The sequence below is a fragment of the Candidatus Allofournierella merdavium genome, assembly GCF_944382735.1.
Taxonomy (GTDB): domain Bacteria; phylum Bacillota; class Clostridia; order Oscillospirales; family Ruminococcaceae; genus Allofournierella_A; species Allofournierella_A merdavium.
On sequence record NZ_CALWND010000005.1, the window covers coordinates 156,503 to 180,706 of the forward strand.

Consider the following 24,204-nt stretch of genomic DNA (forward strand, 5'->3'; position numbering starts at 1 on the left):
CACAGGATGGATTACAACAAAGAATCGCTGGCGCTGCACGCGGCGCACAAGGGCAAGCTGGAAGTGGTGGGCAAGGTGCCGGTGAAGACGCGGGACGACCTGTCCCTGGCCTACACCCCCGGCGTGGCGGAGCCCTGCCGGCGCATCGTCAAAGACCCGGACGCGGTGTACGACTACACCGGCAAGGGCAACCTGGTGGCGGTGGTCACCAACGGCACGGCGGTGCTGGGTCTGGGGGACATCGGCCCCAGGGCCGCGCTGCCGGTGATGGAGGGCAAGGCGCTGCTGTTCAAGGCCTTCGCCGGGGTGGACGCCTTCCCCATCTGCCTGGACACCAAGGACCCCGCCGAGGTGGTGCGGGCGGTGGAGCTCATCGCGCCGGGCTTCGGCGGCGTGAACCTGGAGGACATCCGCAGCCCCGAGTGCTTTGAGATCGAGCGCCTTTTGCAGGAAAAGCTGGACATCCCCGTCTTTCACGACGACCAGCACGGCACCGCCATCGTGGTGACGGCGGCGCTGCTGAACGCCCTGAAGCTGGTGGGCAAAAAGCTGGAGGGTGTGCGCATCGTGCTGAACGGCCCCGGCGCGGCGGGCACCGCCATCATCAAAATGCTGCTGGCGGCCGGCGCGACGGACGTGACCGCCGTGGACGAGCACGGCATCCTGTACGAGGGCCGGCCGGCGGGCCTGGCCGACCACAAGGCGTGGCTCGCCACCGTCACCAACCCCCGCCGTCTCACCGGCGGGCTGGCCGAGGCGGTGAAGGACGCGGATGTGTTCATCGGCGTGTCGGTGCCGGGGGCGCTGAAGCAGGAGATGGCCGCCTCCATGGCGAAGGACGCGGTGGTGTTCGCCATGGCCAACCCCACCCCGGAAATTCTGCCGGAGGAGGCGAAAGCCGCCGGCGTGCGGGTGATGGGCACCGGTCGCAGCGATTTTGCCAACCAGATCAACAACGTGCTGGCCTTCCCCGGGGTGTTCAAGGGGGCGCTGGCCGTGCGGGCCACCTGCGTCAACGACGGGATGAAGGTGGCGGCGGCCAAGGCCATCGCCTCGCTGGTGAGCGAGGGCGAACTGTGCGAGGAGTACATCATCCCCGGCGCCTTCGATGACCGGGTGGCTCCCGCCGTGGCGGCGGCGGTGGCGCAGGCCGCCCGGGAAAGCGGGGTGGCCCGGCTGTGAGAGAGATCAAGGCGGCGGCCGTCGCCGATGCGGTGGCGGCCCTGTGCATCGAGGCCAACGCCCACCTGCCCGCCGATGTGGAGGCGGCGCTGGCCGCCGCCCGGGCCGCCGAACCCTGGCCGCTGGCGCGGCACACCCTGGGCCTTTTGGAAAAGAATCTGGAAATGGCCTGCGCCTGTGACCTGCCCATCTGCCAGGACACCGGCATGGCGGTGGTGTTCGCGGAAGTGGGCCAGGAGGTGCACATCGACGGCGGCTTTGAGGCCGCGGTGAACGAGGGGGTGCGCCGGGGCTACGGCGAGGGGTACCTGCGCAAGAGCATCGTAGGCGACCCGCTGCGCCGGGTGAACACCGGCGACAACACCCCCGCCGCTTTGCACCTGCGACTGGTGCCCGGCGACAAACTGAAGCTGACGGTGGCCCCCAAGGGCTTCGGCAGCGAGAACATGAGCCGTCTTGCCATGCTGCGCCCCGCCGACGGGGTGGAAGGGGTGGAGCGCTTCGTGCTGGAGACGGTGCGGCTGGCGGGCTCCAACCCCTGCCCGCCCATGGTGCTGGGGGTAGGGCTAGGCGGCAGCTTCGACGGGGTGGCGCTGCTGGCAAAGCAGGCGCTGCTGCGCCCGCTGGACACCCCCAACCCGGATGGGTACTACGCCGCTTTGGAGAAAAAACTGCTGGCCGGGGTGAACGCCCTGGGCATCGGGCCCCAGGGCTTCGGCGGCAGGACCACCGCCCTGGGCCTTGCCATCGAGGCCGCCCCCACCCATGTGGCGGGGCTGCCGGTGGCGGTGAACGTGAGCTGCCACGCCACCCGGCGGGCCAGCGCCGAACTTTGAAAGGGGGCCGCGAAGGATGGAACACAGACTGACCACCCCCTGCACCCGCGAGGCGCTGGCCGCGCTGCGTGCGGGGGACACGGTGCTGCTGTCGGGCGTTGTGTACACCGCCCGGGACGCGGCCCACAAGCGGATGATGGAGTGCCTGGACAAGGGCGAACCGCTCCCCTTCCCCCTGGAGGGCAGCGCGGTGTACTACGTCGGCCCCACGCCGGAAAAGCCCGGCCGGGTGATCGGCGCGGCGGGGCCCACCACCAGCGGGCGGATGGACCCCTACTCCCCCCGGCTCATCGCGCTGGGCCAGTGGGTGATGATCGGCAAGGGCGCCCGGGACGGGGCGGTGAAGGCCGCCCTGCAAAAGGCGGGCGGCGTGTATCTGGCGGCGCTGGGCGGCGCGGGGGCGCTGATGGCCGCCTGCGTGAAGGAACTGGAGGTCATCGCCTGGCCGGACCTGGGCTGCGAGGCGGTGCGCCGGCTGGTGGTGGAGGACATGCCCCTCACTGTGGTGCTGGACCCCGCCGGGGGCGACCTCTACGCCAGCGGCCCGGCGGCCTATCTCGCCAGCTTGTGAGGCGGACGGGCAGGGCGGCTGTCCCCCTTTCCCCGAGGGGGTACGGCGGCGGCGTGTCCTGCCGCTGTCCCCTCCCGCCCGCCGCTTTGGGCGTTTTCGCTGCCGCGAGGCGCGGCGTGCAGGGGCAAAGGCGCTTTCCCGCGGGGCAATTTCCCCGATGGAGTGCCTGGGCGGCATGTCCGGCCGTGGTTCTCTCCTGCCCGCTTCGGGTCTTTTCTCCGCCGTGAGGCGCGGCGGGTAGAGGGTCGAAAGCGCTTTTTTGCGGGGCAATTTTTCCGGCGCGGGGGTCCCGTCGGCGGCCGTCCGCCTCGGCCCGTTCCCGGCCCCGCCGCTTTTCCACTTTAAACCGCTGAAAAAATTTTGCTTGACAAACGCCCGCGGCTGTGGTTTAATGTCAGTAAATCAATGAGGCGGAGATAAAACTGCACAGCGCGCCTACAGAGAGCCCGGAGGCTGGAAACGGGCGGAAAGCGGGGCAGACAAATGGACCGCCGAGAGCAAGGTGAACCGGGCCTGTGGCCCCCAGTAGCTGCGCCGGGAGGCTCCCGTTACAGGGCGCAGGGCGTGTTGGCGCCCTCACGAGAGGCCCGCGTTTTGTCGCGGGCAAGCAAGGTGGCACCGCAGGTTTTTCCAAGACCTGTCCTTGTAGCAGTACAAGGACAGGTCTTTTTCTATTTCGTTTTCGAGAGGGGGCGCCGTTTCATGACAACCCATCATCCGTATCACCGTTTCTCTACCCGATGGCGCCGATGGCGACTGTCCCGCTGACCGCCATCCACCCTTTTGACCAAGAGAAACGAGGTTTACACCATGAAAAAGAATCGTCTGTTCGCAGCCTTCACCGCCGCCGCCCTGGCCCTTTCCCTGGCCGCCTGCGGCTCCTCCCCCGCTTCCACCGCCTCCACTGCCTCCGGCAGCGCGCCGGCCTCCGCCAGCGCCGCCGCCGAGAGTTTCAAGGTGGGCATCGTGCAGTACACCAGTCACTCCAGCCTGGACGAAATTTGCAACGCCATCCAGAGCGAACTGACCAGCCTCTCCGAGGAAAGCCTTGCTGCCGGCGGCCCGGCCATCCAGTTTGAGGTACAAAACGGCCAGGCGGACACCGCCACCCTGAACGACATCTGCAAGCTGTTCGTCTCCGACGGGGTGGACCTGATCATCCCCATCGCCACCCCCGCCGCCACCGCCGCGGCCGCCGCGGTGCAGGGCACCGACATCCCGCTGGTGTACAGCGCCGTGACCGACCCGGTCGGCGCCCAGCTGGCGGACAGCATGGAGGCCCCCGGCCAGAACATGACCGGCACCAGCGACTACATCGACACCAACAAAATTCTGGACCTGGCCCTGGCGGCAAACCCTGAGCTCAAGACCCTGGGCCTCATCTATAACCTGGGCGAGCCCAACAGCGTGACCACCATCGCCAACATGAAGCCGGTGCTGGAGGAGAAGGGCATCACCGCGGTGGAGAGCACCGTGACGAACGCCGGCGAGGTGCAGCTGGCCACCCAGAACCTGCTGGCCCAGGGGGCGGAGGCCATCTTCGTGCCCATCGACAACACCGTGGCGGACGGCATGGCCGTGCTGGCCACCACCGCCATCGAGGCGGGGGTGCCGGTGTACACCGCGGCGGACAGCATGGTGCGGGACGGCGGCCTTGCCACCACCGGCGTGAACTACACCAAACTCGGCCAGCTGACCGCCCAGATGGCGGTGGACATCCTGAACGGGGCCGACCCCGCCGCCACCCCGGTGCAGGTGCTGAACGACGGCATCACCACCGTGAACACCACCACCGCGGCGGCCCTGGGCATCGACCCGGAAATTTTTGACCTGACCGGCGAAGGCTACATCGCCGTGGAGTAAGTTTTTAAAAAAAGGGGCCGCCCCCGGTGCGCCGCCGGTCCGGACGCTTTTGCCGCCGGCGGGCCGCCGTGGGGCGCGTTCCCTTTTCCCGCTTGTACACTTTGCTTAAAGGAGCGCTTTACTCATGACCGCAATGCTTTTGGAGAGCGCGGTGGAACAGGGCTTTATCTACGCGCTGGTGGCGCTGGCCCTCTTCCTGTCCTACCGCGTGCTGGACATCGCCGATCTCACCACCGACGGCACCTTTGTGCTGGGCAGCGCCGTGTCCGCCGTGTTTTCCGCGGCGGGCAAGCCGGTGCTGGGCCTGGTGCTGGCCTTCTTCGCCGGCGGGGCGGCGGGCTTCGTCACCGCCTTCCTCCACACCCGGATGAAAGTACAGGCCATTCTGGCGGGCATCGTCACCATGACCGGCCTGTACACCATCAACCTGTGGACCATGGGCAACCGGGCCGACCTGCCCCTGCTCAAGGCGGACACGGTGTTCACCCGGGCGGCGGCCCTGCTGGGGCCGGGCTGGAGCAAGATGATCGTCTGCGCCGCCATCACCCTGGCCGCGGGCGCGGCGATGGCCCTCTTCCTCAAGACCCAGATCGGCCTGTCCATCCGGGCCACCGGCGACAACCGGGACATGGTGAGCGCCTCCTCCATCGACCCGGCCTTCACCATCACCGTGGGGCTGTGCATCGCCAACGGCTGCACCGCCCTGTCCGGCGGGGTGCTGGCCCAGTACCAGATGTCCAGTTCCATGAGCCTGGGCACCGGCGTGGTGGTCATCGGGCTGGCCAGCCTCATCATCGGCGAGATCTTCACCCGCCGGGGCGGGGTGTGGCGGGGGGTGGCCGCCGCGGTCATCGGCTCCATCGTCTACCGGGTGCTGATGGTGTTCGCCCTGCGCACCAGCGCCAACCCCTCCAACCTCAAACTGATCAGCGCCGCCATCGTGGCGGTGGCCGTGAGCTGGCCCGCCCTCACCGCCTGGGTCCGTCTGACCCGGCGCAGGCTGGCCGCCAAGGGAAAGGAGGGCCGCTGAGATGCTCACCCTCACCAATGTCACCAAGACCTTCAACCCCGGCACGCTGAACGAAAAAAAGGCGCTGCGGGGGGTGGACCTGCACCTGGAGGCGGGGGATTTCGCCGCCATCGTGGGAAGCAACGGGGCGGGCAAATCCACCCTGTTCAACGCCATCGCCGGCAACTTCTTCACCGACGCCGGCCGCATCGAGCTGGACGGGCGGGACATCACCTTTGAAAAGGAGTTCCGCCGCAGCCGGGACATCGGCCGCCTGTTCCAGGACCCGCTGCGGGGCACCGCCCCCCACATGACCATCGAGGAGAATCTGGCCCTGGCCTACCTGCGGGTGGCAAAGCGGGGGGCGGGCTTCTCCCGCGTCTCCCGCAGGGAGCGGGCGCTCTTCCGGGAGCGGCTGGCCCAGCTGGGGCTGGGTCTCGAGGACCGGATGGGGCAGCCGGTGGGGCTGCTCAGCGGCGGCCAGCGTCAGGCGCTGACCCTTTTGATGGCCACCCTGGTGACCCCCAAACTGCTGCTGCTGGACGAGCACACCGCCGCCCTGGACCCGGCCACCGCCGACAAGGTGCTGGCGCTGACCACCGCCATCGTGGCCGAGCGAAAGATCACCTGCCTGATGATCACCCACAACATGCACAGCGCCCTGGCCCTGGGCAACCGCACCCTGATGATGGACGACGGGCGCATCGTGCTGGACGTAAAGGGCGCCGAGCGCGCGAAGATGACGGTGGAGGACCTGCTGGCCGCCTTCCGCAAGAACGCCGGCCGCGCCATGGAAAACGACCGAATCCTGCTGTCCACCGTGGAACAGTGAACACGGCGGCGCGGCGTTTTTTCCGCCCCGCGCCGGGGACCCTGTCCCCCGCTGCCGAAGGGGCGGGCCGCCGCCACAAACACGCCTGCCCCCTCAGGCCGGTCTTGCCCCCCGCCTCCATGGGGCCCCGCAGCGGCAAGCCCGGCCGGATGATGCCGGACGACTTGCCCCCCTTCATGAGGCCAGCCGAAGATCCCTTGATCTGCGCACCACATGAGACCACAAAAGCACCGGCGCCCTGCAAATTGCAGGGCGCCGGTGCTTTTGTATCCGCGCGGGCATTTGAGTCCTTTTGTTCGCGGGCGGATCGTCACTCCGCCTGTTTCAGGCTGGCCTCAAAGCCGCTGGAATTGACCACGTCGTTCTCGTCGTTCATCATCCACATGGCCTCCACGCCCTCCAGGCTCTCCACCAGGGCCTGCCCCTGTTCCAGCGGCATGCAGAACAGGCCGGTGGACAGGCAGTCGGCCAGGCCGGAATCCGGGGCCAGCACGCTCACCGCCGAGTAGTAATTGGCGGGCATCAGGGTGTCCGGGTCGATGAGGTGGTGGTAGCGCACCCCGTCCACCTCGTAGTAGCGCTGGTAGTTGCCGCTGGTGACCAGCGACATGTCCTCCACCTCCACCACGGCCACGTATCCCCCCGACTCGGTGGGCACCGCATCGGCGGTGGTGGTCCAGGGATTCTGGATACCGCCGGTCCAGCGGGTGTAGTCCGGTTTGTGGCCGATGCTGCGCAGGTTGCCCCCCACGCTGATCAGGGCGCTTTTCAGGCCCCGCTCCTCGGCGGCCCGGGCCACCATCTCCACCGCATAGCCCTTGCCCACGCTGCCCACGTCCAGCTGCAGCTCCGGGTCGGCAAAGAACACCGTGGAGGCCTCCTCGTCCAGGATGAGGTCGTTGATGTCACAGTGCTGGGCGGCGGCCTCCAGCTCCTCCATGGAGGGCACGGCAGCCTGGGCCGGGTCGTCCAGCGCCGCCTCCCGGTAGTTGTGCCAGATCTTGAGCACCGTGCCGAAGGCCACATTCATCTTGCCGCCGGTGGTCTCGCACATCTCCTTGGCCTCGGTGAGAAGGCCCATGATGCGCCCGTCCACCTCCACCGGCTCCTGGCCCGCCCGGTCATTCACGTCCCGCAGGTTGGTCACGCCGGAATAGGTGTGATAGATGTCGTAGAGCTGGTGGTACTCCACCAGGTCGGAATGAAGGGCCTCCATCTGGCTGTCCCATTCCTCCTGGCTCGCGGCGTAACCGATCACGGTGGTCACCGTGTCAAACACATCGAACCAGGTGACGGTGTACCGCTCGTACCCCGCCAGCTCCGGGTCCTGGGAGGCGGAGGCCGCCTCCTGTCCGCAGCCGGCCAGCAGCGTCGCGCACAGCGCAAGGCTCAGCACAAAACACACGACTCGTTTGCCCATGGCTTCTCCTTTTCGAAGGCGGCGCCAGCCGCCGGATTGCAAAAGGGGCCGGGCCTTGCGGCCCAGCCCCGGGGTTGTTTGTTTTCAGGCGTCTGCCTGGCCTTAGGCCATAGCGCGGCCCACAGCGTCGATGAAGCCCAGCACGTTCATGGTGCAGGAAGCGCTCAGGTCGGCCACGTCGGGAGCGTTGTGGTCGCCGGTCACGCCGATGGCGCTCACCTCAGCGGCGGTCTTGCCGGTCAGGTAGGCAGCGAAGGCGTCAGCCTGCTCGTTCCACTCCTTGCCGATGGCGCTGGCGGCACGCATGCCGTAGTCGTCGCCCTGTTCCTGCTTGGGAACGATGGAGTCGCCGCGAGCGGTCACAACGCCCTCAGCGGTGACGTCCATCTTGGCCTGGGTGCAGTTCAGCACGGTGCTGGTGATCTTGCCGTCCTTGTCGTAGGTCACAGCGGCGTAGGTGGTGTCGGTCTGGACCAGACCGGCCTCGTCAGCGGTGGGCAGCTTGGAGGAGCTCATCTCGGTGGACAGGCCCAGGCCCAGGGTATCGTCGGCGGAAGCGCCCAGATCCTGCGCGTTGTTGCAGGCTTCCACAATGGCGGCTTTGATGTCCACCACGTTCATGGTGCAGGAAGCAGCCAGATCGGCCACGTCGGGAGCATTGTGGTCGCCGGTCACGCCGATGGCCTCCACCTCAGCGGCGGTCTTGCCCACCACGTAGGCGGCGAAGGCGTCAGCCTGCTCGTACCACTCTTTGCCGATGGCGCTGGCAGGGGTCATGCCGTAATCGGTGCCCAGCTCCTGCTTGGACTTGAAGGTCAGGGAGGTGTCGAAGGTGCCGTCAGCATTCACGGGGACCTTGTTCTGAGCCACGTCGATCTTGCAGGCGACGATCTTGCCGCTCTCGTCCACGGTCACAGCGGCCACGGTGCTGTCCACCTGGGCGTTGCCGGCGGCATCCGCGGTGGCGTCAGCGGTGGTGTAGCTGGAAACGATGGCGATACCGGTCTTGACCTTCTTGGCAGAGCCGCCGCAAGCGGTGAAGCTCAGAGCCAGAGCCAGGACCATGACCAAAGCCAAAACTTTCTTCATTGTGTCTTACTCCTCTCGAAACAAACATATACATCCATTGCCTTTTCAGGCAGCACACCCATTATACGCGCCTGATAGATGTTTGTCAATGTTAATTGTTGGAGAAATCATGACAGATTGGTTCCAAAACGCCCCCGCGGCGGAACACCGGCTCAAAGGAAAACATTTTAAAGAAAGGAAAAGCCTTTCCCTCACTTTTCGCCCGTCACCGCCCGGTGTTCCGCGTGCAGTTCTGCCAGCAGCTGCCCGAAGGCCCAGGCCCGGTTGGTGCCGGTGACCATCGCCTTCAGGGGGATGCTCACCCCTGCGGCCTTCAGCCGGCCCAGAAAATCGTCCAGTTCTTTCCGGTCCAGCCCCCAGATCACCAGTGCCGGCGTGGGGTCCGCTGCGGGGATGACGCCCCGGGCGCCTTCTGCGCCGGGCAGGCCGCAGAGATCCGCCACCGTGCGGCCCAGGTCTTTCTCCTCCACCCGGCAAAAACGCAGGCCCGCCCCGGCGCAGACCGCCTCCAGGCTGCCGTCCTGCGGCGGGTTCCAGGCCAGCGCCGCCGGCGGCGCGGGGGGGATGATGTGTGCTTTCATAAAAACCTCCCGGGGCACAGGGCCCCTTTGTATACTTTTATTAAAGGGATTATACCCGATTTTTTTGCCCCTGACAACGCCGGGGCCGGCGCGACCGCAAACAAATATAAATTTTTTGTGAAATCCCTTGACAATTCTACCGGGCGGGAATACAATATTAGCAGTCGAAGCACAAGAGTGCTAAAACTAAGAATCTTTCCAAGTTGGTCGCTTTGAAAAAGGGGGACGGACTGTATGAATACCAACAAATATACTCAAAAGACGCTGGAAGCGTTGCAGAGCGCGCAGCAGCTGGCCATCGAGTACCAGAATCAGGCGCTGGAGCCTGAGCACCTTCTGGCGGCGACTGCCAGCCAGCAGGACGGGCTGATCCCGCAGCTGTTGAAGAAGCTGGGGGTGGAGCCGGGCAATTTCGCCGCGGCCGCCGCGCAGAAGGTGGCCGCCCTGCCCCATGTGACGGGCACCGGCCGGGAGCCGGACAAGATCTACATCTCCCAGGCCACCGACAAGGTGCTGAACGCAGCCGAGCACATCGCCGAGAACATGAAGGACGAGTACGTCAGCGTGGAGCATCTGTTCCTGGCGTTGATGGACCAGCCCAACGAGGCGGTGCGGCAGGTGCTGCGCAGCTTTGGCATTGACAAGAACAAATTTCTGGAACAGCTTGCCACCGTACGGGGCAGCCAGCGAGTGACCAGCGATCACCCCGAAGAGACCTATGACGCGCTGAAGAAGTACGGGCAGGACCTGGTGGAACTGGCCCGCCAGCAGAAGCTGGATCCGGTGATCGGCCGTGACACCGAGATCCGGAACGTCATCCGCATCTTGTCCCGCAAGCGCAAGAACAACCCCTGCCTGATCGGCGAGGCCGGCGTGGGCAAGACCGCCATCGCCGAGGGCCTGGCCCAGCGGATCGTGCGGGGCGACGTGCCGGAGAATCTGAAGGACCGCACCATCTTCAGCCTGGACATGGGCGCGCTGGTGGCGGGCGCCAAGTACCGGGGCGAGTTTGAGGAGCGTTTGAAGAGCGTTCTGAACGAGGTGAAGAAGAGCGAGGGGCAGATCATCCTGTTCATCGATGAGCTGCACACCATCGTGGGCGCCGGCAAATCCGACGGCGCCATGGACGCGGGCAACCTGCTGAAGCCCTTGCTGGCCCGGGGCGAGCTGCACTGCATCGGCGCCACCACCCTGGACGAGTACCGCCAGTACATCGAGAAGGACCCGGCGCTGGAGCGCCGGTTCCAGCCGGTGATGGTGGACCAGCCCTCGGTGGAGGACACCATCTCCATCCTGCGGGGCCTGAAGGAGCGCTACGAGGTGTTCCACGGCGTGAAGATCCAGGACAGCGCCCTCATCGCGGCGGCCACCCTCTCCAACCGGTACATCACCGACCGGTTTTTGCCGGATAAGGCCATCGACCTGGTGGACGAGGCCTGCGCCATGATCCGCACCGAGATGGACTCCATGCCCGCCGAGCTGGACGATCTGCGCCGCAAGATCATGCAGCACGAGATCGAGGAGGCGGCCCTGAAGAAGGAGACCGACACCCTCAGCGCGCAGCGGCTGGCGTCGCTGCAAAAAGAGCTGGCGGAGATGCGCGCCAAATTCAGCGCCATGAAGGCCCAGTGGGACAACGAGAAATCCAGCATCGGCAGCGTGCAGAGCCTGCGGGAGGAGATCGAGAAGACCAATGCGGCCATCGAGAAGGCCGAACGGGAGTATGACCTGAACAAGGCCGCCGAACTGAAGTACGGCAAGCTGCCGGAACTGAAGAAGAAGCTGGCCGAGCAGGAGCAGAAGGCGGAGGCCTCCGGCGCCACCCAGGACAACCTGCTGCGGGACCGGGTCACCGACGAGGAGATCGCCCGCATCGTGGCCCGCTGGACCGGCATCCCCGTGGAGAAGCTGGTGGAAGGCGAGCGGGAGAAGCTGCTGGGCCTGGAGGACATCCTGCACAAGCGGGTGATCGGCCAGGAGGAAGCGGTGAAGAAGGTCACCGAGGCCATCCTGCGCAGCCGGGCCGGCATCGCCGACCCGGGCCGCCCCATCGGCAGTTTCCTGTTCCTGGGCCCCACCGGCGTGGGCAAGACCGAACTTGCCAAGGCGCTGGCCGAGGCGCTGTTTGACGACGAGAAGAACATGATCCGGATCGACATGACCGAATACATGGAGAAATTCAGCGTCAGCCGCCTGATCGGCGCCCCTCCGGGATATGTGGGCTATGAGGAGGGCGGCCAGCTCACCGAGGCGGTGCGCCGTCATCCCTACAGCGTGGTGCTGTTCGACGAGGTGGAGAAAGCCCACCCCGACGTGTTCAACATCCTTCTGCAGGTGCTGGACGACGGCCGCATCACCGACAGCCAGGGCCGCACGGTGGACTTCAAGAACACCATCATCATCCTCACCAGCAACCTGGGCAGCCAGTACATCCTGGACGGCATCACCCCGGACGGCCAGATCAGCGAGGAGGCCCGCACCGCGGTGCAGGGGCTTTTGAAGAACCAGTTCCGGCCGGAGTTTTTGAACCGGCTGGACGAGATCGTCTTCTACAAGCCGCTGACCCGCCAGGAGATCGGCGGCATCGTGGAGCTGCAGCTGGCCGACCTGCGCAAGCGCCTGGCCGACAAGCAGCTGAGCCTCGCCGTGACCGACGCGGCCAGGGCGTTCATCATCGACGCCGGCTACGACCCCATCTACGGCGCCCGTCCGCTGAAGCGGTTCATCCAGAGCAAGGTGGAGACCCTCATCGCCCGGGAGATCATCGGCGGCAACCATTCCGCCGGCGACACCCTGACGGTGGACGTGGAAAACGGCCAGCTGGTGCTGCGCTGATTTTTGAACAAAGAGCGGCCCGTCCCGTGGAAAACACGGGGCGGGCCGTTTTTTTGTGTTTTCAGTCGTTGCGGCGGTAGAGGGTGTAGCCGGCGAACTCGTAAAAGTCCGCTTTGCCGCTGACGGCGGTGTACTCCCGGGCGATGAGGTCGGCCACGGCGGGGTTGGTCACGTTGCCCGCCACCAGCCAGGCCGGCGGGTCGGCGGCGAGACGCCGCGCCTGCTCGGCGGCCATGGTCGGGTCGGCGGCGCTCTGCCACTCCTGATGGACGAAGTAACTCTGGCAGGGGCGAATGTCGGTGGCCAGATACCACTGGGCATCCACCTCGTACGCCAGCACCGAGCCCCGCTCGTCGGCGGGGATCACCGCCGCCATGCTGCGGGCCATGTCGTTGTAGGCGATCACCTCGTAGGGGTATCGGGCCATAAAGCCGTCCCGCTGCCAGCCGGGCAGCCGCGCCGCCAGATTCACCAGACACGCCCCGGTCAGGGCCAAAGCCGCCAGACCGGCTGCCCGCCTGCCGGCGGCCCGGTCCTCCCGCCACAGCTGCCAGGCAAGGCCGGCGCAAAGGGGCACCAGCGGGGCGGCGATCATGAAGTAGTGCAGGTAGGGCCGGTTGGAAAAGAGCAGGTACATGTTCAGCCCGGCGGTGAGCAGCGCCGCCCAGCCCAGAGGCCGCCGGGGCGCGCGCAGAACGCGCAGCAGGGCCAGCGCCGCCAGCAGCAGCACCGGGGCGCCGAAGTCGAACACCGTGCGCCGGAAGGTGGCGGAGGCCCAGGGAGAGCCGCCGTAGTAATCGGTGAGGGAGAACCCGGTGGCATAGAGCAGATTGTAGCCGATGGTGCCGTAGAGCATCCGCCCCAGCGCGCCGTATGCGGCAAAATAAACGCAGAAGGGCGCGGTGACGGCGGCAAACCCGCCCAAAAAGGCGGCGGCGTTTTTCGCCAGGGTCACCCACTGCTTTCGCGCCAGGGTGTACAGGGCGATCACCAGCACAAAGCTGCCGATGCTCACCGCGCTGGTGACCCGCAGCAGCAGGATGGCCCCGAAGGAGAGCCCGTAGACCGCGGCGTACCGCCAGGGGTGGGGCGCGGCGGGGTCCCGTTTCTGTTCCTCGCACCACCGGGCGGCCAGCCACAGGCTTGCGGCGATGAAGGGCAGGGCGTACTCCTCGGTCATGTTGCCCTCATCAAAGGTGCGCGCCAGATACACAAGGGCCGCCAGCGCGGCCCCCGCGGCCCCCGGCCGGGGCAGATACACCCGGCCCAGCTTGTAGAGGAAAAACAGGGCGGCGGCCAGGCTGATCGTCTGGGGCACCAGGATGCCCGCCCGGCCCCAGAGCAGGTAGCCGATCATGTCGATGAAGAAGATCAGCGGGCCCTTGTGGTCGAACAGGTCCCGGTAGGGCACCGACCCTTCGGCCCAGTATTTGCCGATGGTCTGGAAGATGGCGGAATCGTACCCGCAATAGCCCGGCCAGAGGAAGCTGGTGGAGTAGGAAAAGCGCAGCAGAAAGGCCGCCGCCAGCACCAGCAGCCCTGCGGCTGCCGCCGCGCGGGGCCAGTCCCTTTTGATCCGGTTCATCCGCCCGCTCCCCTTTCGTTCTTACAACAGAAACAGCGTACCACAAAACCCGCCAAAAGGCAATCGGTTGCAGGCGGGGGCCGAAAAACCTCCGGCCGCGGTGAAAAAGAGGGCGCGCCGCCGCATTTTATGCGCGCATATCACAAAATCGTCGTCCGATTATTGTAAACATCGTAGATTTTTCCTCTACCAAAGGCGGGCGGCGAGGTGTATAATGACCGGTGAATTCAGAGGGGATCATGCTCTGCGGGGAGGAAAAGAACATGAAACACGCCGGGACGGGTGAAATGCAGTTCTCACTTATCAGAATGACCTGGCCGGTCTTCATCGAACTGCTGCTGCAGATGCTGGTGGGCAACATCGACCAGATCATGCTCAGCCACTACAACGAAACGGCGGTGGCGGCGGTGGGCAACGCCAACCAGATCATGAACACGCTGATTTTGACCTTCAGCGTCATCAGTCTGGCGGCCACCATCCTGCTGAGTCAGTATCTGGGGGCGCGGCAGCAGGAGAAGGTGCGCCAGATCTACACCCTGGCCGCCGGGCTGAACCTGCTCATCAGCCTTGTCATCACCCTGGGGCTGCTGCTGGGGGCGGACGGGCTGTTCGCCCTGATGAAGGTGCCCGCCGAGGCGGTGCCGGAGGCCCGCACCTATCTGCTCATCGCGGCGCTCAGCCTGCCCTGCCAGGCCCTGATGCTCACCTTCAGCGCCTTTCTGCGGGCCCACGCTCACATGCTGGTGATCATGTGCTCCACGGGCGCCATCAACCTGATCAACATCGTGGGCAACACCGCCTTCATCTACGGCCTGGGGCCGCTGCCCCGCCTGGGGGCCACCGGCGCGGCGCTGAGCACCAGCCTGTGCCGCACCGCCGGCATGCTGATGGTGCTGTTCGCCTTCTTCAAAAGCGTGGAGGGCGCGACCTTAAGCCCCAAAGTGCTGCGGCCCTTCCCCACCGACCTTTTGCGCCGGCTGTTGAGCATCGGCCTGCCCGCCGGGGGCGAAGGGCTGTCCTACAACCTGTCCCAGAGCACCAGCCTGGTGTTTGTGAACATCATCGGCACCTACGCGGTGACCGCCCGCATGTACCTGAACATGTTCGCCCAGGTGTGCTACATGCTGGTGAACGCGGTGAGCCAGGCGGCGGGCATCATCATCGGCTACTGCATCGGCGCCAAAGACTTTGACCGGGCCGACCGGGAGAACTGGCGGGTGCTGCGCATCTTCTCCCCCCTCACGGTGGGCATCGCGCTGGTGCTGGCCCTCTTCGCAAAGCCCCTGTTCAGCATCTTCACCACCGACCCCCGGGTGATCGAGCTGGGCTGCCGTACCATGTGGGTGGAGGTGGTGCTGGAGATCGGCCGCTCCTTCAACATCGTGCTGGTGCGCAACCTGCAGGCGGTGGGCGACGTGAAGTTCCCGGTGGCCTTGGGCATCCTCAGCCAGTGGATCGTGGGGGTGGGCATCGCCTGGCTCTTCGGCATCGTGCTGGGCTGGGGCCTGGTGGGCATCTGGATGGCCTTTGCCCTGGACGAGAACCTGCGGGCGGTGCTGTTCATCCTCCGCTGGAAGGCGGGCGGCTGGCGCAACATCAAAACCGTGTGACAAAGGGCCCGGACGGGCAAACGCGCGCCGCCGGCGGAAAAAATTCCGCCGGCGGCGCGCTTGCTGTTTTTTCAAAAGGGCGGGGCGTCCTCGTCCTTTTCCTCCTCGGGGGCCGGAGGCGTCCAGGGCTCGGTGTCCAGAAAGGCGCTTTTCGCCTCGATGGTCTCCCGCGGAATGGCGTTGAATGCCTCCTCCAGCCAGGCCTTCGCCTGGTCGATGCCCTCCTGCCCGAAGGGGAAGGCGGCTGTTTCCACCTCTTTTGTCTTTTCCAGGCACCAGGGGCCCAGCCACCACCAGGCCCGCAGTTCCTCCCCCTGGCGCAGGGCCTTGTAGTTGAACTGGCCCGCGTTGCCCGAGACAGGGTTGCCGTTTTTGTACCACTGGAGAGGGTAATAGGGATAGTTGAACCGGATCACGCGCCGCGCCGCCTTTCTTTGCCGTGGGTGGGGCCGGCTCTTGCATCCCGGCCCGGATTATTTTATTATAGTGAAGATATGCGAACTTTGCAAATCCTCTTCTGAAGGAGGCCGGGCCATGGAGGCCGAACAGAACGACCTGGTGTTTGAAACGGTGGCGCTGGCGGGGGAGATCCTGGTGTCCAGCGGGGCGGAGATCTTCCGGGTCACCGAGACGATGGAGCGCATCGCCGCCGCCTACGGCTGCGAGGGGTTCGAGCCCTTTGTGCTGAGCAACGGCATCATGATGACCGCCCGGGACGGCCGGCGTCACTGCCTGGCCAAGGTGCGGCACATCCCCCTCACCGCCAGCCGGCTGGACAAGGTGGACGCGGTAAACCAGCTTTCCCGGGAGATCGCCCGGGGGCTGCACACCCCCGCCCAGGCCCACGCCCGCCTGGAGGAGATACAGCAAATGCCCCTGCGGCCCCGCTGGCAGCGGGTGCTGGCCAGCGGCGTGGGGGCGGGTTCCTTCTGCTACATCTTCGGCGGCACCCTGGCGGACGCCGCCGCCGCCTTTGTGGCGGGGCTGGCCCTCTATCTCTACCTGCTGGTGGCGGTGCGGGGCCGCCTTTCCAAGATCGCCGCCAACATCACCGGCGGGGCGCTGGTGTGCGCCGCGGCCATCCTGCTCACCGAACTGGGGCTGGGCAGCCAGCTGAGCATGGTGACGGTGGGCTCGCTGGTGCCCCTGATGCCCGGGGTGGCCTTTACCAACGCCATCCGGGACATCGCCGACGAGGACTACATCTCCGGCGCGGTGCGGATGCTGGACGTATTTCTGGTGGTGGTGTGCATGGCCTTTGGCGTGGGCCTGGTGATGGCCCTGTGGGCCCGGCTGGGAGGTGCGCTGGCATGAGCGTGTGGCGCTTTTGTTCGGAAGTGTTCTTTGCGGGCCTGGGGACCATCGCCTTTTCCCTGCTCTTCCATGTGCCCACCCGGTATTACCCCCGCTGCGGCTTCACCGGCGCCGCCGGGTGGCTGGTGTTCCTGGCACTGCGGGGGGCGCTGGGCACCCTGACGGCCACCTTCCTGGCCACCCTGGCGGTGGTGCTCATCAGCCGCTTTTCCTCGGTGCAGCAGCGCTGCCCGGTGACCATCTTCCTCATCTCGGGCATCTTTCCGCTGGTGCCGGGGCTGGGCATCTACCGCACCGCCTACGCCCTGGTACAGGGCGATCTGGCCGGGGCGAGCCTCACCGGTTTTGAGACCGCCAAGCTGGCGGCGGCCATGGTGCTGGCCATCCTGCTGGGCTTTGAGGTGCCGGCGAACTGGTTCGCCCGGCTGGCCGCGCCCTTTGCCGCGGCCGACCGCTGAAACAGGGGAAAAGAGGTCTTTTGCATGTGGGTCCTGTGGGCCTTCGGCTCGGCGCTGTGCGCCGGGGCGTCCTCGGTGCTGGCCAAGTGCGGCATCCGAAAAACTGACTCCACCCTGGCCACCGCCCTGCGCACGGTGGTGGTGCTGGTCATGGCCTGGGCGGTGGTGCTGCTGGCCGGTGCCCAGAAGGGCATCGCCGCCATCCCCCCCGCGGGGTGGATATTTCTGGTGCTGTCCGGCCTTGCCACCGGCGCCTCCTGGCTGTGCTACTTCCGGGCGCTGCAACTGGGGGATGTGAACCGGGTGGTGCCGGTGGACAAGCTGAGCACCGTGCTCACCATCCTGCTGGCCTTTGCCTTCCTGGGCGAGGAGCCCGGCGCCGCCCGCCTTGTGTGCACGGCGGCCATCGGCGCGGGCAGCTGGCTGATGGCCTGGCAGCCCGGCGAAGGGGCGCCCCGGCCCGCGGCGGGCCACAGCTGGCTGTTCTACGCCCTGCTCTCCGCCTTTTTCGCCGCGCTGACCTCCATCCTGGGCAAGCCGGGCATGGCGGGCATCGACTCGAACCTGGGCACCGCCATCCGCACGGCGGTGGTGCTGGTGATGGCCTGGGCGGTGGCGCTGGCCACCGGCAGGACGGCGGGCCTTTCGGCGGTGAGCCGCAAAGAGGGCTGGTTCATCGCCCTCTCGGGCCTTGCCACCGGCGGCTCCTGGCTGTGCTATTTCCGGGCATTGCAGCTGGGGCCCGCCAGCGCGGTGGCCCCCATCGACAAGCTGAGCATCCTGGTGACGGTGGCCTTCTCCCGGCTGGCGCTGGGCGAGCGGCTGAGCCGACGGGCCGCTGTGGGCCTGGCGCTGCTGGTGGCCGGCACGCTGGGCATGCTGGCGGCGTGAGACATTTTGTGTGAGGTGATTTTGATGGAGACGAACTGGCGGCACACCGCCCGGTTTGCCCTCCGGCAGTCGCTGGGGGTGCTGTTCGGGTATCTGTTTCTCGGCACCGCCTTCGGCATCCTGCTGCGGCAGGCGGGCTTCGGGGCGCTGTGGGCCCTGGCCTTCAGCGGCCTGGTCTACGCGGGCAGCCTGCAGTTCGTGCTGGCGGGCTTTCTGGCCGCGCCCACGGCGCTGCCCACCGTGGCGCTGATGAGCCTGTTCATCAACGCCCGGCACCTGTTCTACGGGCTTTCCTTTGTGGAGCGCTTCGCCTCCATGGGCAAAAAGCGGCTCTACATGATCTTCTCCCTCACCGACGAGACCTATTCGGTGCTCTGCGGCATGGACCAGGTGCCCGCCGGGGTGGACAAGCACGGCGCCATGTTTCTGGTGGCCCTGCTGGACCAGCTCTACTGGGTGGCGGGCAGCCTGCTGGGCACCTTTGCCGGGGCTCTGCCGCTGGACTTCACCGGCATCGACTTCTCCATGACCGCCCTGTTCCTGGTGATCTTTCTGGAGCAGTGGCGGGGGGCCAAAAGCCACCTGCCCGCCCTGCTGGGCCTTGGCTGCGGGGCGGTGTTCCTGCTGGCGCTGGGGCCGGATAACTTCCTGCTGCCTGCCCTGTGCGCCACGGTGGCGGTGCTGCTGCTGGCGCGGCCGGTGCTGAATCGGAAAAAGGAGGCGGCGTGAGATGGAACTCTATCCTCTGTGGGTACTGCTCATCGCCGCCGGGGTGACCCTCTTCACCCGCGCAGCCCCCTTCGCGGTGTTCGGCGGAAAGCGCGCCATGCCGGCGGCGGTGCGGTATCTGGGCGAAGTGCTGCCCGGGGCCATCATTGCCATTCTGGTGGTCTACTGCCTGAAGGGCCTGCCCGCCGCCGGCGGGCTGGAGGCCGCCTTCCAGCTGGGGGCGCTGGCGGTGACGGCGGCGCTGCACCTGTGGCGGCGCAACACCCTTTTAAGCATTTTCGGGGGCACGGCGGTGTACATGCTGCTGCTGCGCCTGCCCCTGTGAGGGAGGAAAACGCCATGAAGCTGAAACTGGTCAAGGACAGCGCGGCCCTGCGGCCCCTGATTCTGGAGATGATGGACGAGTGGATGGCCACGGGCGAAACCATTATTCCCTATGCCATCCGCAAGGCAGACCCCCGCGGCGATTTTGCCGCCTACCTCGAAAGCCTTGAGGTGAGCGAGGCCCAGGCGGCAAAAGAGGGTCTCGTGCCGGACTCCACCTTCTTCTGCCTGGACGAGGAGAGCGGCAGGCTGGTGGGGGCGGTGAACATCCGCCACCGGCTGAACGATGCCCTGCTGTTAAACGGCGGCCACATCGGCGACGGGGTGCGCCCCTTGGCCCGGGGCAAAGGCTATGGCACCGCCATGATCGCCCTGGCGCTGGAGGAGTGCCGGGCGCTGGGCCTTGACCGGGTGCTGATGGTCTGCGACAAAACGAACGCCGCCAGCGCCCGCACCATCCAAAAAAACGGCGGCGTGCTGGAAAACGAGGTGGCCGTGGACGGCGTGACCGAACAGCGGTACTGGATCAAACTGTGAATCGAAAACGGGGCGGCCCCCCGAGCCATCCAGGCTCGCAGGGGCCGCCCCGTTGTTATGTTGCCCGCAGGGTCCCGGCGGCGGGGCCGCGGGTTTCCCGTGCCGCCCCCGGCTTTGTCATTTCCGCTTCTTCAACAGCAAAAAGCTGACCGCAAGCACCGCCAGATACGCCGGCCAGCAGAGCAGGTCGTGGACGATCTTCGCCGCCTCGAAGGGCACGAACCACGTCACGGGGGTAAGGAACACGCCCCACCCCATCACAAACCGCACCGGCAGAAAGGCGATACACGCCACATCCAGCCAGGCGGCCCAGAAGGGACCCTTCTCCCCCGTCAGCACACGGCCGATGAAATAGAGGGCCACGCCCATCACCTGCACGATGAGGCCGGCGCAGCGCACAAAGGTGCTGCCCTCCCATTCCCCCGCCACGGCCAGCAGCAGCCCCGCGGCCACAAAGGCGGGCGAAGCCGCAAAGAGGATGCGGCCCGCCAGCTTCCGCCTTGCGCCGCCCTTTTCCTCCGCCGGTTCGACCCCCTTCAAAAGCCAGTCGGTAGTCACGCCGAACCCCTCGCTGAGGGCCACGATCTTTTCCGCGTCCGGCGCGCTCTGGCCGCCCTCCCATTTGGACACCGCCTGCCGGGAGACGCCCAGCCGCCCGGCCAGTTCCTCCTGGGACAGCCCCTTCGATCTTCGCAGCTGCTGCATCCTCTGTGCCATATCCATGGGCAGCGCCTCCTTTCGTCTCCCCCATCATAGCAGAAAGGGCGGTGGCGGGGCTACCCCTTTTGCCTGTCAATCCGTCAACCGGAGGTTGCACGGCCCCTTTTTGCGCAAAAAAACGCCCGGGCGCGCGCCCGGGCGTTTTTTCTGAAGTTTACCGCTCCTCGCGGAAGTAGTTGACGCCGAGGCTGGCGGGGATGTGGGCCCCCTTGCTGCCCCGGATGCTGGTGAACACCAGCACCAGCGCGGTGATGAGGAAGGGCAGCATGTCGAAGAAGGCGTCGGGCCAGCCGGCCATCAGGCCCACCTTGTAGTACTTGAGCACCCGCAGGGCGCCGAACACGAAGGAGCCCAGGATGGCCACATGGGGCTTCCAGGCGGCGAAGATGACCAGGGCCACCGCGATCCAGCCCAGGCCGTTGACGCTGTTGGAGATCCACACGCCGCTGTTGATGATCATGGAGCAGTAGGCACCGCCGATGCCGCAGATGCCGCCGCCCAGGAGGATGTTGATGTACTTCCAGCGATTGACGGGGATGGAGGCGGCGTCCGCCGCGGCGGGGTTCTCGCCGATGGCCTGCACGTTCAGGCCGGTCTTGGTGCGGTAGAGATAGTAGCCGCAGACGGCGGCCACCAGGATGCCGATGTAGACGAAGGGGTTGTAGCTGAACAGCAGCTCCCCCACCACCGGCAGGTCGCTCAGCACCGGCAGATGGACGCTGCGCATCTGGGCGGTGACGTTCTCCGGCAGCTTGAGGGTGCTGGTCTCGCTTTTGCCCACCATGTACACCCCGATGAAGTTGGACAGGCCCACCCCGAAGATGGTCATGGTCAGGCCCGCCACGTTCTGATTGGCCAGGAAGGTGACGGTGAGCACCGCATAGACCCCCGCGGCCAGCACGCCGGCGGCGAAGGCCGCCAGCAGGGCCAGGGCGAAGTTGTCGGAAAGGTAGCCCGTCATGAAGCCGGCACAGGCGCCGATGGCCATCATGCCCTCCACGCCCAGGTTCAGGTGGCCCACCTTCTCGTTGAGGATCTCGCCCACGGTGCCGAAGAGCAGCGGGGTGCCCGCGCCCACGGCGGCCACCAGGAATTTGATGAACAGATCCATGGTTCACGCGCCTCCTTTCGGCTGCTTTTTGCGCACGGCAAAGCCGTAGCGCACAAAGAACTCGCTGGCCAGGATGAAGAAGAGGATGACGCCCTGGAGCACGTCGGCGCTGTCCGCCGAGAGGCCGAACTCGCTCTGCACCACGCCGCTGCCCTTTTCCAGCACGCTGAACAGGAAACTCACCACCAAAATCATGCCGGGGTTCAGCTGGCACAGCCAGGCCACGATGATGGCGGTGAAGCCCACGCCGCCGGCCACCCCCATGGAGAGGGTCATGTCGCTGCCGCCCACCTGGCACACGCCGGCGATGCCGGCGATGGCGCCGGAGAGGAACATGGTGCGCAGCACCACCTTCTTCACCCGGATGCCGGCGTAGCGGGCGGTGTCCTGGCTTTCGCCCACCACGCTGATCTCGTAGCCCTGTTTGGTGTACTTCAGGTACACCCACACCAGCGCCACCAGCACCAGCATGATGATCCAGCCGAAGTGGACGCCCAGCACCTTGTCCAGCCCGGCGTTTTTGTCGAACCGGGCGATCTTGTTGAAGCCGTTGGCCGCCTCGTCCCGCCAGGGGCCGGACTGCAGCCAGGAGACGATGTGCAGCGCGATGTAGTTGAGCATCAGGGTGAACAGGGTCTCGTTGGTGTTCCAGCGGCTTTTGAACACCGCGGGCAAAAGGCCCCACAGCCCGCCGCCGAGGGCCCCCGCCACGAACATGGCCGCCAGCAGCAGCGGGTGGGGCCAGCCGGTGCAGAAGAGGGCGAAGAAGGTGGCGAACACGCCGCCCATGATCAGCTGGCCCTCGCCGCCGATGTTCCAAAAGCGCATTTTGAAGGCCAGCGTCACCCCCAGCGCGCAGATGCACAGGGGGATGGTGTACTTGATGGTGGACTGGATGGCCAGCGGGCTGCGGAAGGCGCCCTTGACGATGGTGGCGTACACCGCGAAGGGGTTCTGGCCGATGGCCAGGATGAAGATGCCGCCGGCCACCAGGCTCAGGGCCACCGCCGCAAGGCGCAGGGCCACCGTCTGCCGGCCGCTGCGCTCGGCGTGTTTCACCGTGTGCAGCAGCGGCTCCCGGTGGGTCTTGACAGGTGTGCTCATCGCTCGGCCGCCTCCTTTTGTTTTTCTTCCTCGGTCATCTCGCCGGTCATCATCAGGCCGATCTGCTCCTTGGTGACCTCGCCGGCCTTCACCACGCCGGTGATCTTGCCGTGGCAGAGCACCAGGATGCGGTCGCACAGTTCCAGCAGCACGTCCAGGTCCTCGCCGATGAACATCACCGCCACGCCCTTCTCCTTCTGCTTGTTGAGCAGGTCATAGATGAGGTAGCTGGAGTTGATGTCCAGGCCCCGCACGGGGTAGGCGGTGATGAGCAGGTTCGGGTCGGATTCAATTTCCCGGCCCAGCAGCACCTTTTGCACGTTGCCGCCGCTCATCAGCCGCACCGGGGTCTCAATGCCCGGCGTGACGATGGACAGTTCCTCCACCAGCTTTTTGGCCAGCGCCCGGGCGGGAGCCCGGTCCACAAAGGGGCCCTTGCCGGCGCGGTAGCTTTTCAGCAGCATGTTGTCGGTCATGCCCATGCTGGCCACCAGGCCCATGCCCAGCCGGTCCTCGGGCACAAAACTCATGGAGATGCCCAGGTCGATGATGGCCTCGGGGCTCTTGCCCAGGATGTTCTCCTTTTTGTAGAGCACCGCGCCCTTTTTGGCGGGCACAAGGCCCGCAATGCACTCGCACAGCTCCTTCTGGCCGCTGCCGGCAACGCCCGCCACGCCCAAAATTTCGCCGCTGTGGATGTGGAAACTCACGTCGTCCAGGCCCAGGCTGCCGTCCGGCTTTTCCACCGTCAGGTCCACCACCTTCAGGATGGTGTGCACGTCGTGGGGCTCGGGGCGGCGGATGGCCAGGCTCACCGCGTGGCCCACCATCTTTTCAGTGAGCAGGTTCGCGTCCACGTCGGCGGTGGCCACCGTGTCCACGCTTTTTCCCTTGCGCAGGATGGTGACCCGGTCGCTGATGGCCAGCACCTCGTTCAGCTTGTGGGTGATGATGATCACCGCGCAGCCCTTGGCCTTCATCTGCCGCAGGATGTCAAACAGCTTTTCGGTCTCCTGGGGGGTGAGCACGGCGGTGGGCTCGTCCAGGATGAGGATCTTCGCGCCCCGGTAGAGCACCTTCAAGATCTCCACCGTCTGCTTTTCGGAGACGCTCATCTCATAGACCGGTTTTTCCGGGTCGATCTCCAGGCCGTAGCCGGCGCAGAGGGACTGCACCTCCGCCCGCAGCGCCCTGCGGGAGGGCATGCGGCCGGGCATGCCCAGCACGATGTTCTCCATGGCGGTGAACACATCCACCAGCTTGAAGTGCTGGTGGATCATGCCGATGCCCAGGGCCCGGGCGTCCACCGGAGAGGCGATGGACACCGACTGCCCGTTCACGAAGATCTGGCCGGCGTCCGGGTGGTAGATGCCCGAGAGCATGTTCATCAATGTGGTCTTGCCGCTGCCGTTCTCGCCCAGCAGCGCCAGCACCTCGCCATAGTTCACCTCCAGGTCGATGGCGTCGTTGGCCACCACGCTGCCGAAGGTCTTGGTGATGCCGCTGCACCGGATGGCGCACTGCGTTTGTGCCATTGTTTCAGCCTCCTCGTCGGGGTGTTCAGGGGAAAAGCGGAAAAAGGGCGGTCGGGAGACCGCCCTTT

General features: G+C 66.3%; 23 protein-coding genes. 14 read left to right on the forward strand and 9 right to left on the reverse strand.

Annotated elements, in window-relative coordinates:
- Positions 1-6: 6 nt before the first annotated feature.
- The 6 genes from ACH2A7_RS05450 to ACH2A7_RS05475 all read left to right on the forward strand — a co-directional run bounded on the left by ACH2A7_RS05450 (position 7) and on the right by ACH2A7_RS05475 (position 6,293).
- Complete coding sequence (locus tag ACH2A7_RS05450) at positions 7-1,182, forward strand: NADP-dependent malic enzyme (protein WP_394960665.1); 1,176 nt, start codon at positions 7-9, stop codon at positions 1,180-1,182.
- A complete protein-coding gene (locus ACH2A7_RS05455; protein WP_394960666.1) occupies positions 1,179-2,018 on the forward strand; it encodes a fumarate hydratase in 840 nt (279 codons plus the stop codon). The genes ACH2A7_RS05450 and ACH2A7_RS05455 overlap by 4 nt, the downstream gene beginning before the upstream one ends.
- Before the next feature lie 16 nt (positions 2,019-2,034).
- The gene (locus ACH2A7_RS05460) at positions 2,035-2,589 is read left to right on the forward strand and encodes a Fe-S-containing hydro-lyase (RefSeq protein ID WP_394960667.1); all 555 of its coding nucleotides are present in this window, start codon (positions 2,035-2,037) and stop codon (positions 2,587-2,589) included.
- 810 nt (positions 2,590-3,399) lie between these two features.
- Positions 3,400-4,452 carry an ABC transporter substrate-binding protein gene (locus ACH2A7_RS05465; RefSeq protein ID WP_394960668.1) on the forward strand — a complete coding sequence of 351 codons (1,053 nt, stop codon included), beginning with the start codon at positions 3,400-3,402 and terminating at the stop codon, positions 4,450-4,452.
- A 124-nt stretch (positions 4,453-4,576) separates the two neighbouring features.
- Positions 4,577-5,482 carry an ABC transporter permease gene (locus ACH2A7_RS05470; protein ID WP_394960669.1) on the forward strand — a complete coding sequence of 302 codons (906 nt, stop codon included), beginning with the start codon at positions 4,577-4,579 and terminating at the stop codon, positions 5,480-5,482.
- Position 5,483: 1 nt separating this feature from the next.
- The gene (locus ACH2A7_RS05475) at positions 5,484-6,293 is read left to right on the forward strand and encodes an ABC transporter ATP-binding protein (RefSeq protein ID WP_394960670.1); all 810 of its coding nucleotides are present in this window, start codon (positions 5,484-5,486) and stop codon (positions 6,291-6,293) included.
- A 310-nt stretch (positions 6,294-6,603) separates the two neighbouring features.
- Here ACH2A7_RS05475 and ACH2A7_RS05480 read toward each other — a convergent pair whose 3' ends face one another.
- The 3 genes from ACH2A7_RS05480 to ACH2A7_RS05490 form a co-directional block, all read right to left on the reverse strand.
- Positions 6,604-7,713, reverse strand: coding sequence for an FAD:protein FMN transferase (locus ACH2A7_RS05480; RefSeq protein WP_394960671.1), 1,110 nt, complete (start codon positions 7,711-7,713; stop codon positions 6,604-6,606).
- A 102-nt stretch (positions 7,714-7,815) separates the two neighbouring features.
- Positions 7,816-8,802 carry a hypothetical protein gene (locus ACH2A7_RS05485; RefSeq protein WP_394960672.1) on the reverse strand — a complete coding sequence of 329 codons (987 nt, stop codon included), beginning with the start codon at positions 8,800-8,802 and terminating at the stop codon, positions 7,816-7,818.
- A 191-nt stretch (positions 8,803-8,993) separates the two neighbouring features.
- A complete protein-coding gene (locus ACH2A7_RS05490; protein WP_394960673.1) occupies positions 8,994-9,383 on the reverse strand; it encodes a DUF3783 domain-containing protein in 390 nt (129 codons plus the stop codon).
- A 234-nt stretch (positions 9,384-9,617) separates the two neighbouring features.
- Here ACH2A7_RS05490 and clpB point away from each other — a divergent pair, with 234 nt between their 5' ends.
- Positions 9,618-12,218 (forward strand): ATP-dependent chaperone ClpB, encoded by a 2,601-nt coding sequence (clpB, locus tag ACH2A7_RS05495; protein WP_394960674.1) that lies wholly within the window; start codon positions 9,618-9,620, stop codon positions 12,216-12,218.
- Between the two features lie 61 nt (positions 12,219-12,279).
- On the opposite strand, the gene ACH2A7_RS05500 is transcribed toward clpB, so the two are convergent.
- Positions 12,280-13,803 (reverse strand): hypothetical protein, encoded by a 1,524-nt coding sequence (locus ACH2A7_RS05500; RefSeq protein WP_394960675.1) that lies wholly within the window; start codon positions 13,801-13,803, stop codon positions 12,280-12,282.
- A gap of 263 nt (positions 13,804-14,066) precedes the next feature.
- On the opposite strand from ACH2A7_RS05500, the gene ACH2A7_RS05505 reads away from it, so the two are divergent.
- The gene (locus ACH2A7_RS05505; protein WP_394960676.1) at positions 14,067-15,413 is read left to right on the forward strand and encodes an MATE family efflux transporter; all 1,347 of its coding nucleotides are present in this window, start codon (positions 14,067-14,069) and stop codon (positions 15,411-15,413) included.
- A gap of 71 nt (positions 15,414-15,484) precedes the next feature.
- On the opposite strand, the gene ACH2A7_RS05510 is transcribed toward ACH2A7_RS05505, so the two are convergent.
- On the reverse strand, positions 15,485-15,829 hold the full coding sequence (locus tag ACH2A7_RS05510) for a hypothetical protein (RefSeq protein ID WP_394960677.1): 345 nt from the start codon (positions 15,827-15,829) through the stop codon (positions 15,485-15,487).
- Positions 15,830-15,947: 118 nt separating this feature from the next.
- On the opposite strand from ACH2A7_RS05510, the gene ACH2A7_RS05515 reads away from it, so the two are divergent.
- Genes ACH2A7_RS05515 through ACH2A7_RS05540 form a run of 6 tightly spaced genes read left to right on the forward strand, consistent with a single transcriptional unit; the run spans position 15,948 to position 19,666 of the window.
- The gene (locus tag ACH2A7_RS05515; protein ID WP_394960678.1) at positions 15,948-16,727 is read left to right on the forward strand and encodes a threonine/serine exporter family protein; all 780 of its coding nucleotides are present in this window, start codon (positions 15,948-15,950) and stop codon (positions 16,725-16,727) included.
- A complete protein-coding gene (locus tag ACH2A7_RS05520; RefSeq protein WP_394960679.1) occupies positions 16,724-17,185 on the forward strand; it encodes a threonine/serine exporter family protein in 462 nt (153 codons plus the stop codon). Before ACH2A7_RS05515 ends, ACH2A7_RS05520 begins: the two co-directional genes overlap by 4 nt.
- A 24-nt stretch (positions 17,186-17,209) precedes the next feature.
- Complete coding sequence (locus ACH2A7_RS05525) at positions 17,210-18,076, forward strand: EamA family transporter (protein ID WP_394960680.1); 867 nt, start codon at positions 17,210-17,212, stop codon at positions 18,074-18,076.
- A gap of 24 nt (positions 18,077-18,100) precedes the next feature.
- Entirely contained in the window at positions 18,101-18,805 is a 705-nt protein-coding gene (locus tag ACH2A7_RS05530; RefSeq protein WP_394960681.1) for an AzlC family ABC transporter permease, read from the forward strand.
- A gap of 1 nt (position 18,806) precedes the next feature.
- A complete protein-coding gene (locus ACH2A7_RS05535; RefSeq protein WP_394960682.1) occupies positions 18,807-19,130 on the forward strand; it encodes a branched-chain amino acid transporter permease in 324 nt (107 codons plus the stop codon).
- Between the two features lie 14 nt (positions 19,131-19,144).
- On the forward strand, positions 19,145-19,666 hold the full coding sequence (locus ACH2A7_RS05540; RefSeq protein WP_394960683.1) for a GNAT family N-acetyltransferase: 522 nt from the start codon (positions 19,145-19,147) through the stop codon (positions 19,664-19,666).
- A gap of 117 nt (positions 19,667-19,783) precedes the next feature.
- Here the strand turns inward: ACH2A7_RS05540 and ACH2A7_RS05545 are convergent, their stop codons facing one another.
- The 4 genes from ACH2A7_RS05545 to ACH2A7_RS05560 all read right to left on the reverse strand — a co-directional run bounded on the left by ACH2A7_RS05545 (position 19,784) and on the right by ACH2A7_RS05560 (position 24,136).
- On the reverse strand, positions 19,784-20,389 hold the full coding sequence (locus tag ACH2A7_RS05545; protein WP_394960684.1) for a helix-turn-helix domain-containing protein: 606 nt from the start codon (positions 20,387-20,389) through the stop codon (positions 19,784-19,786).
- A 151-nt stretch (positions 20,390-20,540) separates the two neighbouring features.
- On the reverse strand, positions 20,541-21,497 hold the full coding sequence (locus tag ACH2A7_RS05550; protein WP_394960685.1) for an ABC transporter permease: 957 nt from the start codon (positions 21,495-21,497) through the stop codon (positions 20,541-20,543).
- A 3-nt stretch (positions 21,498-21,500) separates the two neighbouring features.
- Positions 21,501-22,601 (reverse strand): ABC transporter permease, encoded by a 1,101-nt coding sequence (locus ACH2A7_RS05555; protein WP_394960686.1) that lies wholly within the window; start codon positions 22,599-22,601, stop codon positions 21,501-21,503.
- Positions 22,598-24,136 carry an ABC transporter ATP-binding protein gene (locus ACH2A7_RS05560; protein ID WP_394960687.1) on the reverse strand — a complete coding sequence of 513 codons (1,539 nt, stop codon included), beginning with the start codon at positions 24,134-24,136 and terminating at the stop codon, positions 22,598-22,600. The genes ACH2A7_RS05555 and ACH2A7_RS05560 overlap by 4 nt, the downstream gene beginning before the upstream one ends.
- Between the last annotated feature and the right edge of the window lie 68 nt (positions 24,137-24,204).

Excerpts from the sequence above, each read along its gene's own strand:
- ACH2A7_RS05450 (WP_394960665.1), top strand. The coding sequence starts at position 7 with ATGGATTACAACAAAGAATCGCTGGCGCTGCACGCGGCGCACAAGGGC.
- ACH2A7_RS05460 (WP_394960667.1), top strand. The coding sequence starts at position 2,035 with ATGGAACACAGACTGACCACCCCCTGCACCCGCGAGGCGCTGGCCGCG.
- ACH2A7_RS05465 (WP_394960668.1), top strand. The coding sequence starts at position 3,400 with ATGAAAAAGAATCGTCTGTTCGCAGCCTTCACCGCCGCCGCCCTGGCC.
- ACH2A7_RS05470 (WP_394960669.1), top strand. The coding sequence starts at position 4,577 with ATGACCGCAATGCTTTTGGAGAGCGCGGTGGAACAGGGCTTTATCTAC.
- ACH2A7_RS05475 (WP_394960670.1), top strand. The coding sequence starts at position 5,484 with ATGCTCACCCTCACCAATGTCACCAAGACCTTCAACCCCGGCACGCTG.
- ACH2A7_RS05480 (WP_394960671.1), bottom strand. The coding sequence starts at position 7,713 with ATGGGCAAACGAGTCGTGTGTTTTGTGCTGAGCCTTGCGCTGTGCGCG.
- ACH2A7_RS05485 (WP_394960672.1), bottom strand. The coding sequence starts at position 8,802 with ATGAAGAAAGTTTTGGCTTTGGTCATGGTCCTGGCTCTGGCTCTGAGC.
- ACH2A7_RS05490 (WP_394960673.1), bottom strand. The coding sequence starts at position 9,383 with ATGAAAGCACACATCATCCCCCCCGCGCCGCCGGCGGCGCTGGCCTGG.
- clpB (WP_394960674.1), top strand. The coding sequence starts at position 9,618 with ATGAATACCAACAAATATACTCAAAAGACGCTGGAAGCGTTGCAGAGC.
- ACH2A7_RS05500 (WP_394960675.1), bottom strand. The coding sequence starts at position 13,803 with ATGAACCGGATCAAAAGGGACTGGCCCCGCGCGGCGGCAGCCGCAGGG.
- ACH2A7_RS05505 (WP_394960676.1), top strand. The coding sequence starts at position 14,067 with ATGAAACACGCCGGGACGGGTGAAATGCAGTTCTCACTTATCAGAATG.
- ACH2A7_RS05515 (WP_394960678.1), top strand. The coding sequence starts at position 15,948 with ATGGAGGCCGAACAGAACGACCTGGTGTTTGAAACGGTGGCGCTGGCG.
- ACH2A7_RS05520 (WP_394960679.1), top strand. The coding sequence starts at position 16,724 with ATGAGCGTGTGGCGCTTTTGTTCGGAAGTGTTCTTTGCGGGCCTGGGG.
- ACH2A7_RS05525 (WP_394960680.1), top strand. The coding sequence starts at position 17,210 with ATGTGGGTCCTGTGGGCCTTCGGCTCGGCGCTGTGCGCCGGGGCGTCC.
- ACH2A7_RS05530 (WP_394960681.1), top strand. The coding sequence starts at position 18,101 with ATGGAGACGAACTGGCGGCACACCGCCCGGTTTGCCCTCCGGCAGTCG.
- ACH2A7_RS05535 (WP_394960682.1), top strand. The coding sequence starts at position 18,807 with ATGGAACTCTATCCTCTGTGGGTACTGCTCATCGCCGCCGGGGTGACC.
- ACH2A7_RS05540 (WP_394960683.1), top strand. The coding sequence starts at position 19,145 with ATGAAGCTGAAACTGGTCAAGGACAGCGCGGCCCTGCGGCCCCTGATT.
- ACH2A7_RS05545 (WP_394960684.1), bottom strand. The coding sequence starts at position 20,389 with ATGGATATGGCACAGAGGATGCAGCAGCTGCGAAGATCGAAGGGGCTG.
- ACH2A7_RS05550 (WP_394960685.1), bottom strand. The coding sequence starts at position 21,497 with ATGGATCTGTTCATCAAATTCCTGGTGGCCGCCGTGGGCGCGGGCACC.
- ACH2A7_RS05555 (WP_394960686.1), bottom strand. The coding sequence starts at position 22,601 with ATGAGCACACCTGTCAAGACCCACCGGGAGCCGCTGCTGCACACGGTG.
- ACH2A7_RS05560 (WP_394960687.1), bottom strand. The coding sequence starts at position 24,136 with ATGGCACAAACGCAGTGCGCCATCCGGTGCAGCGGCATCACCAAGACC.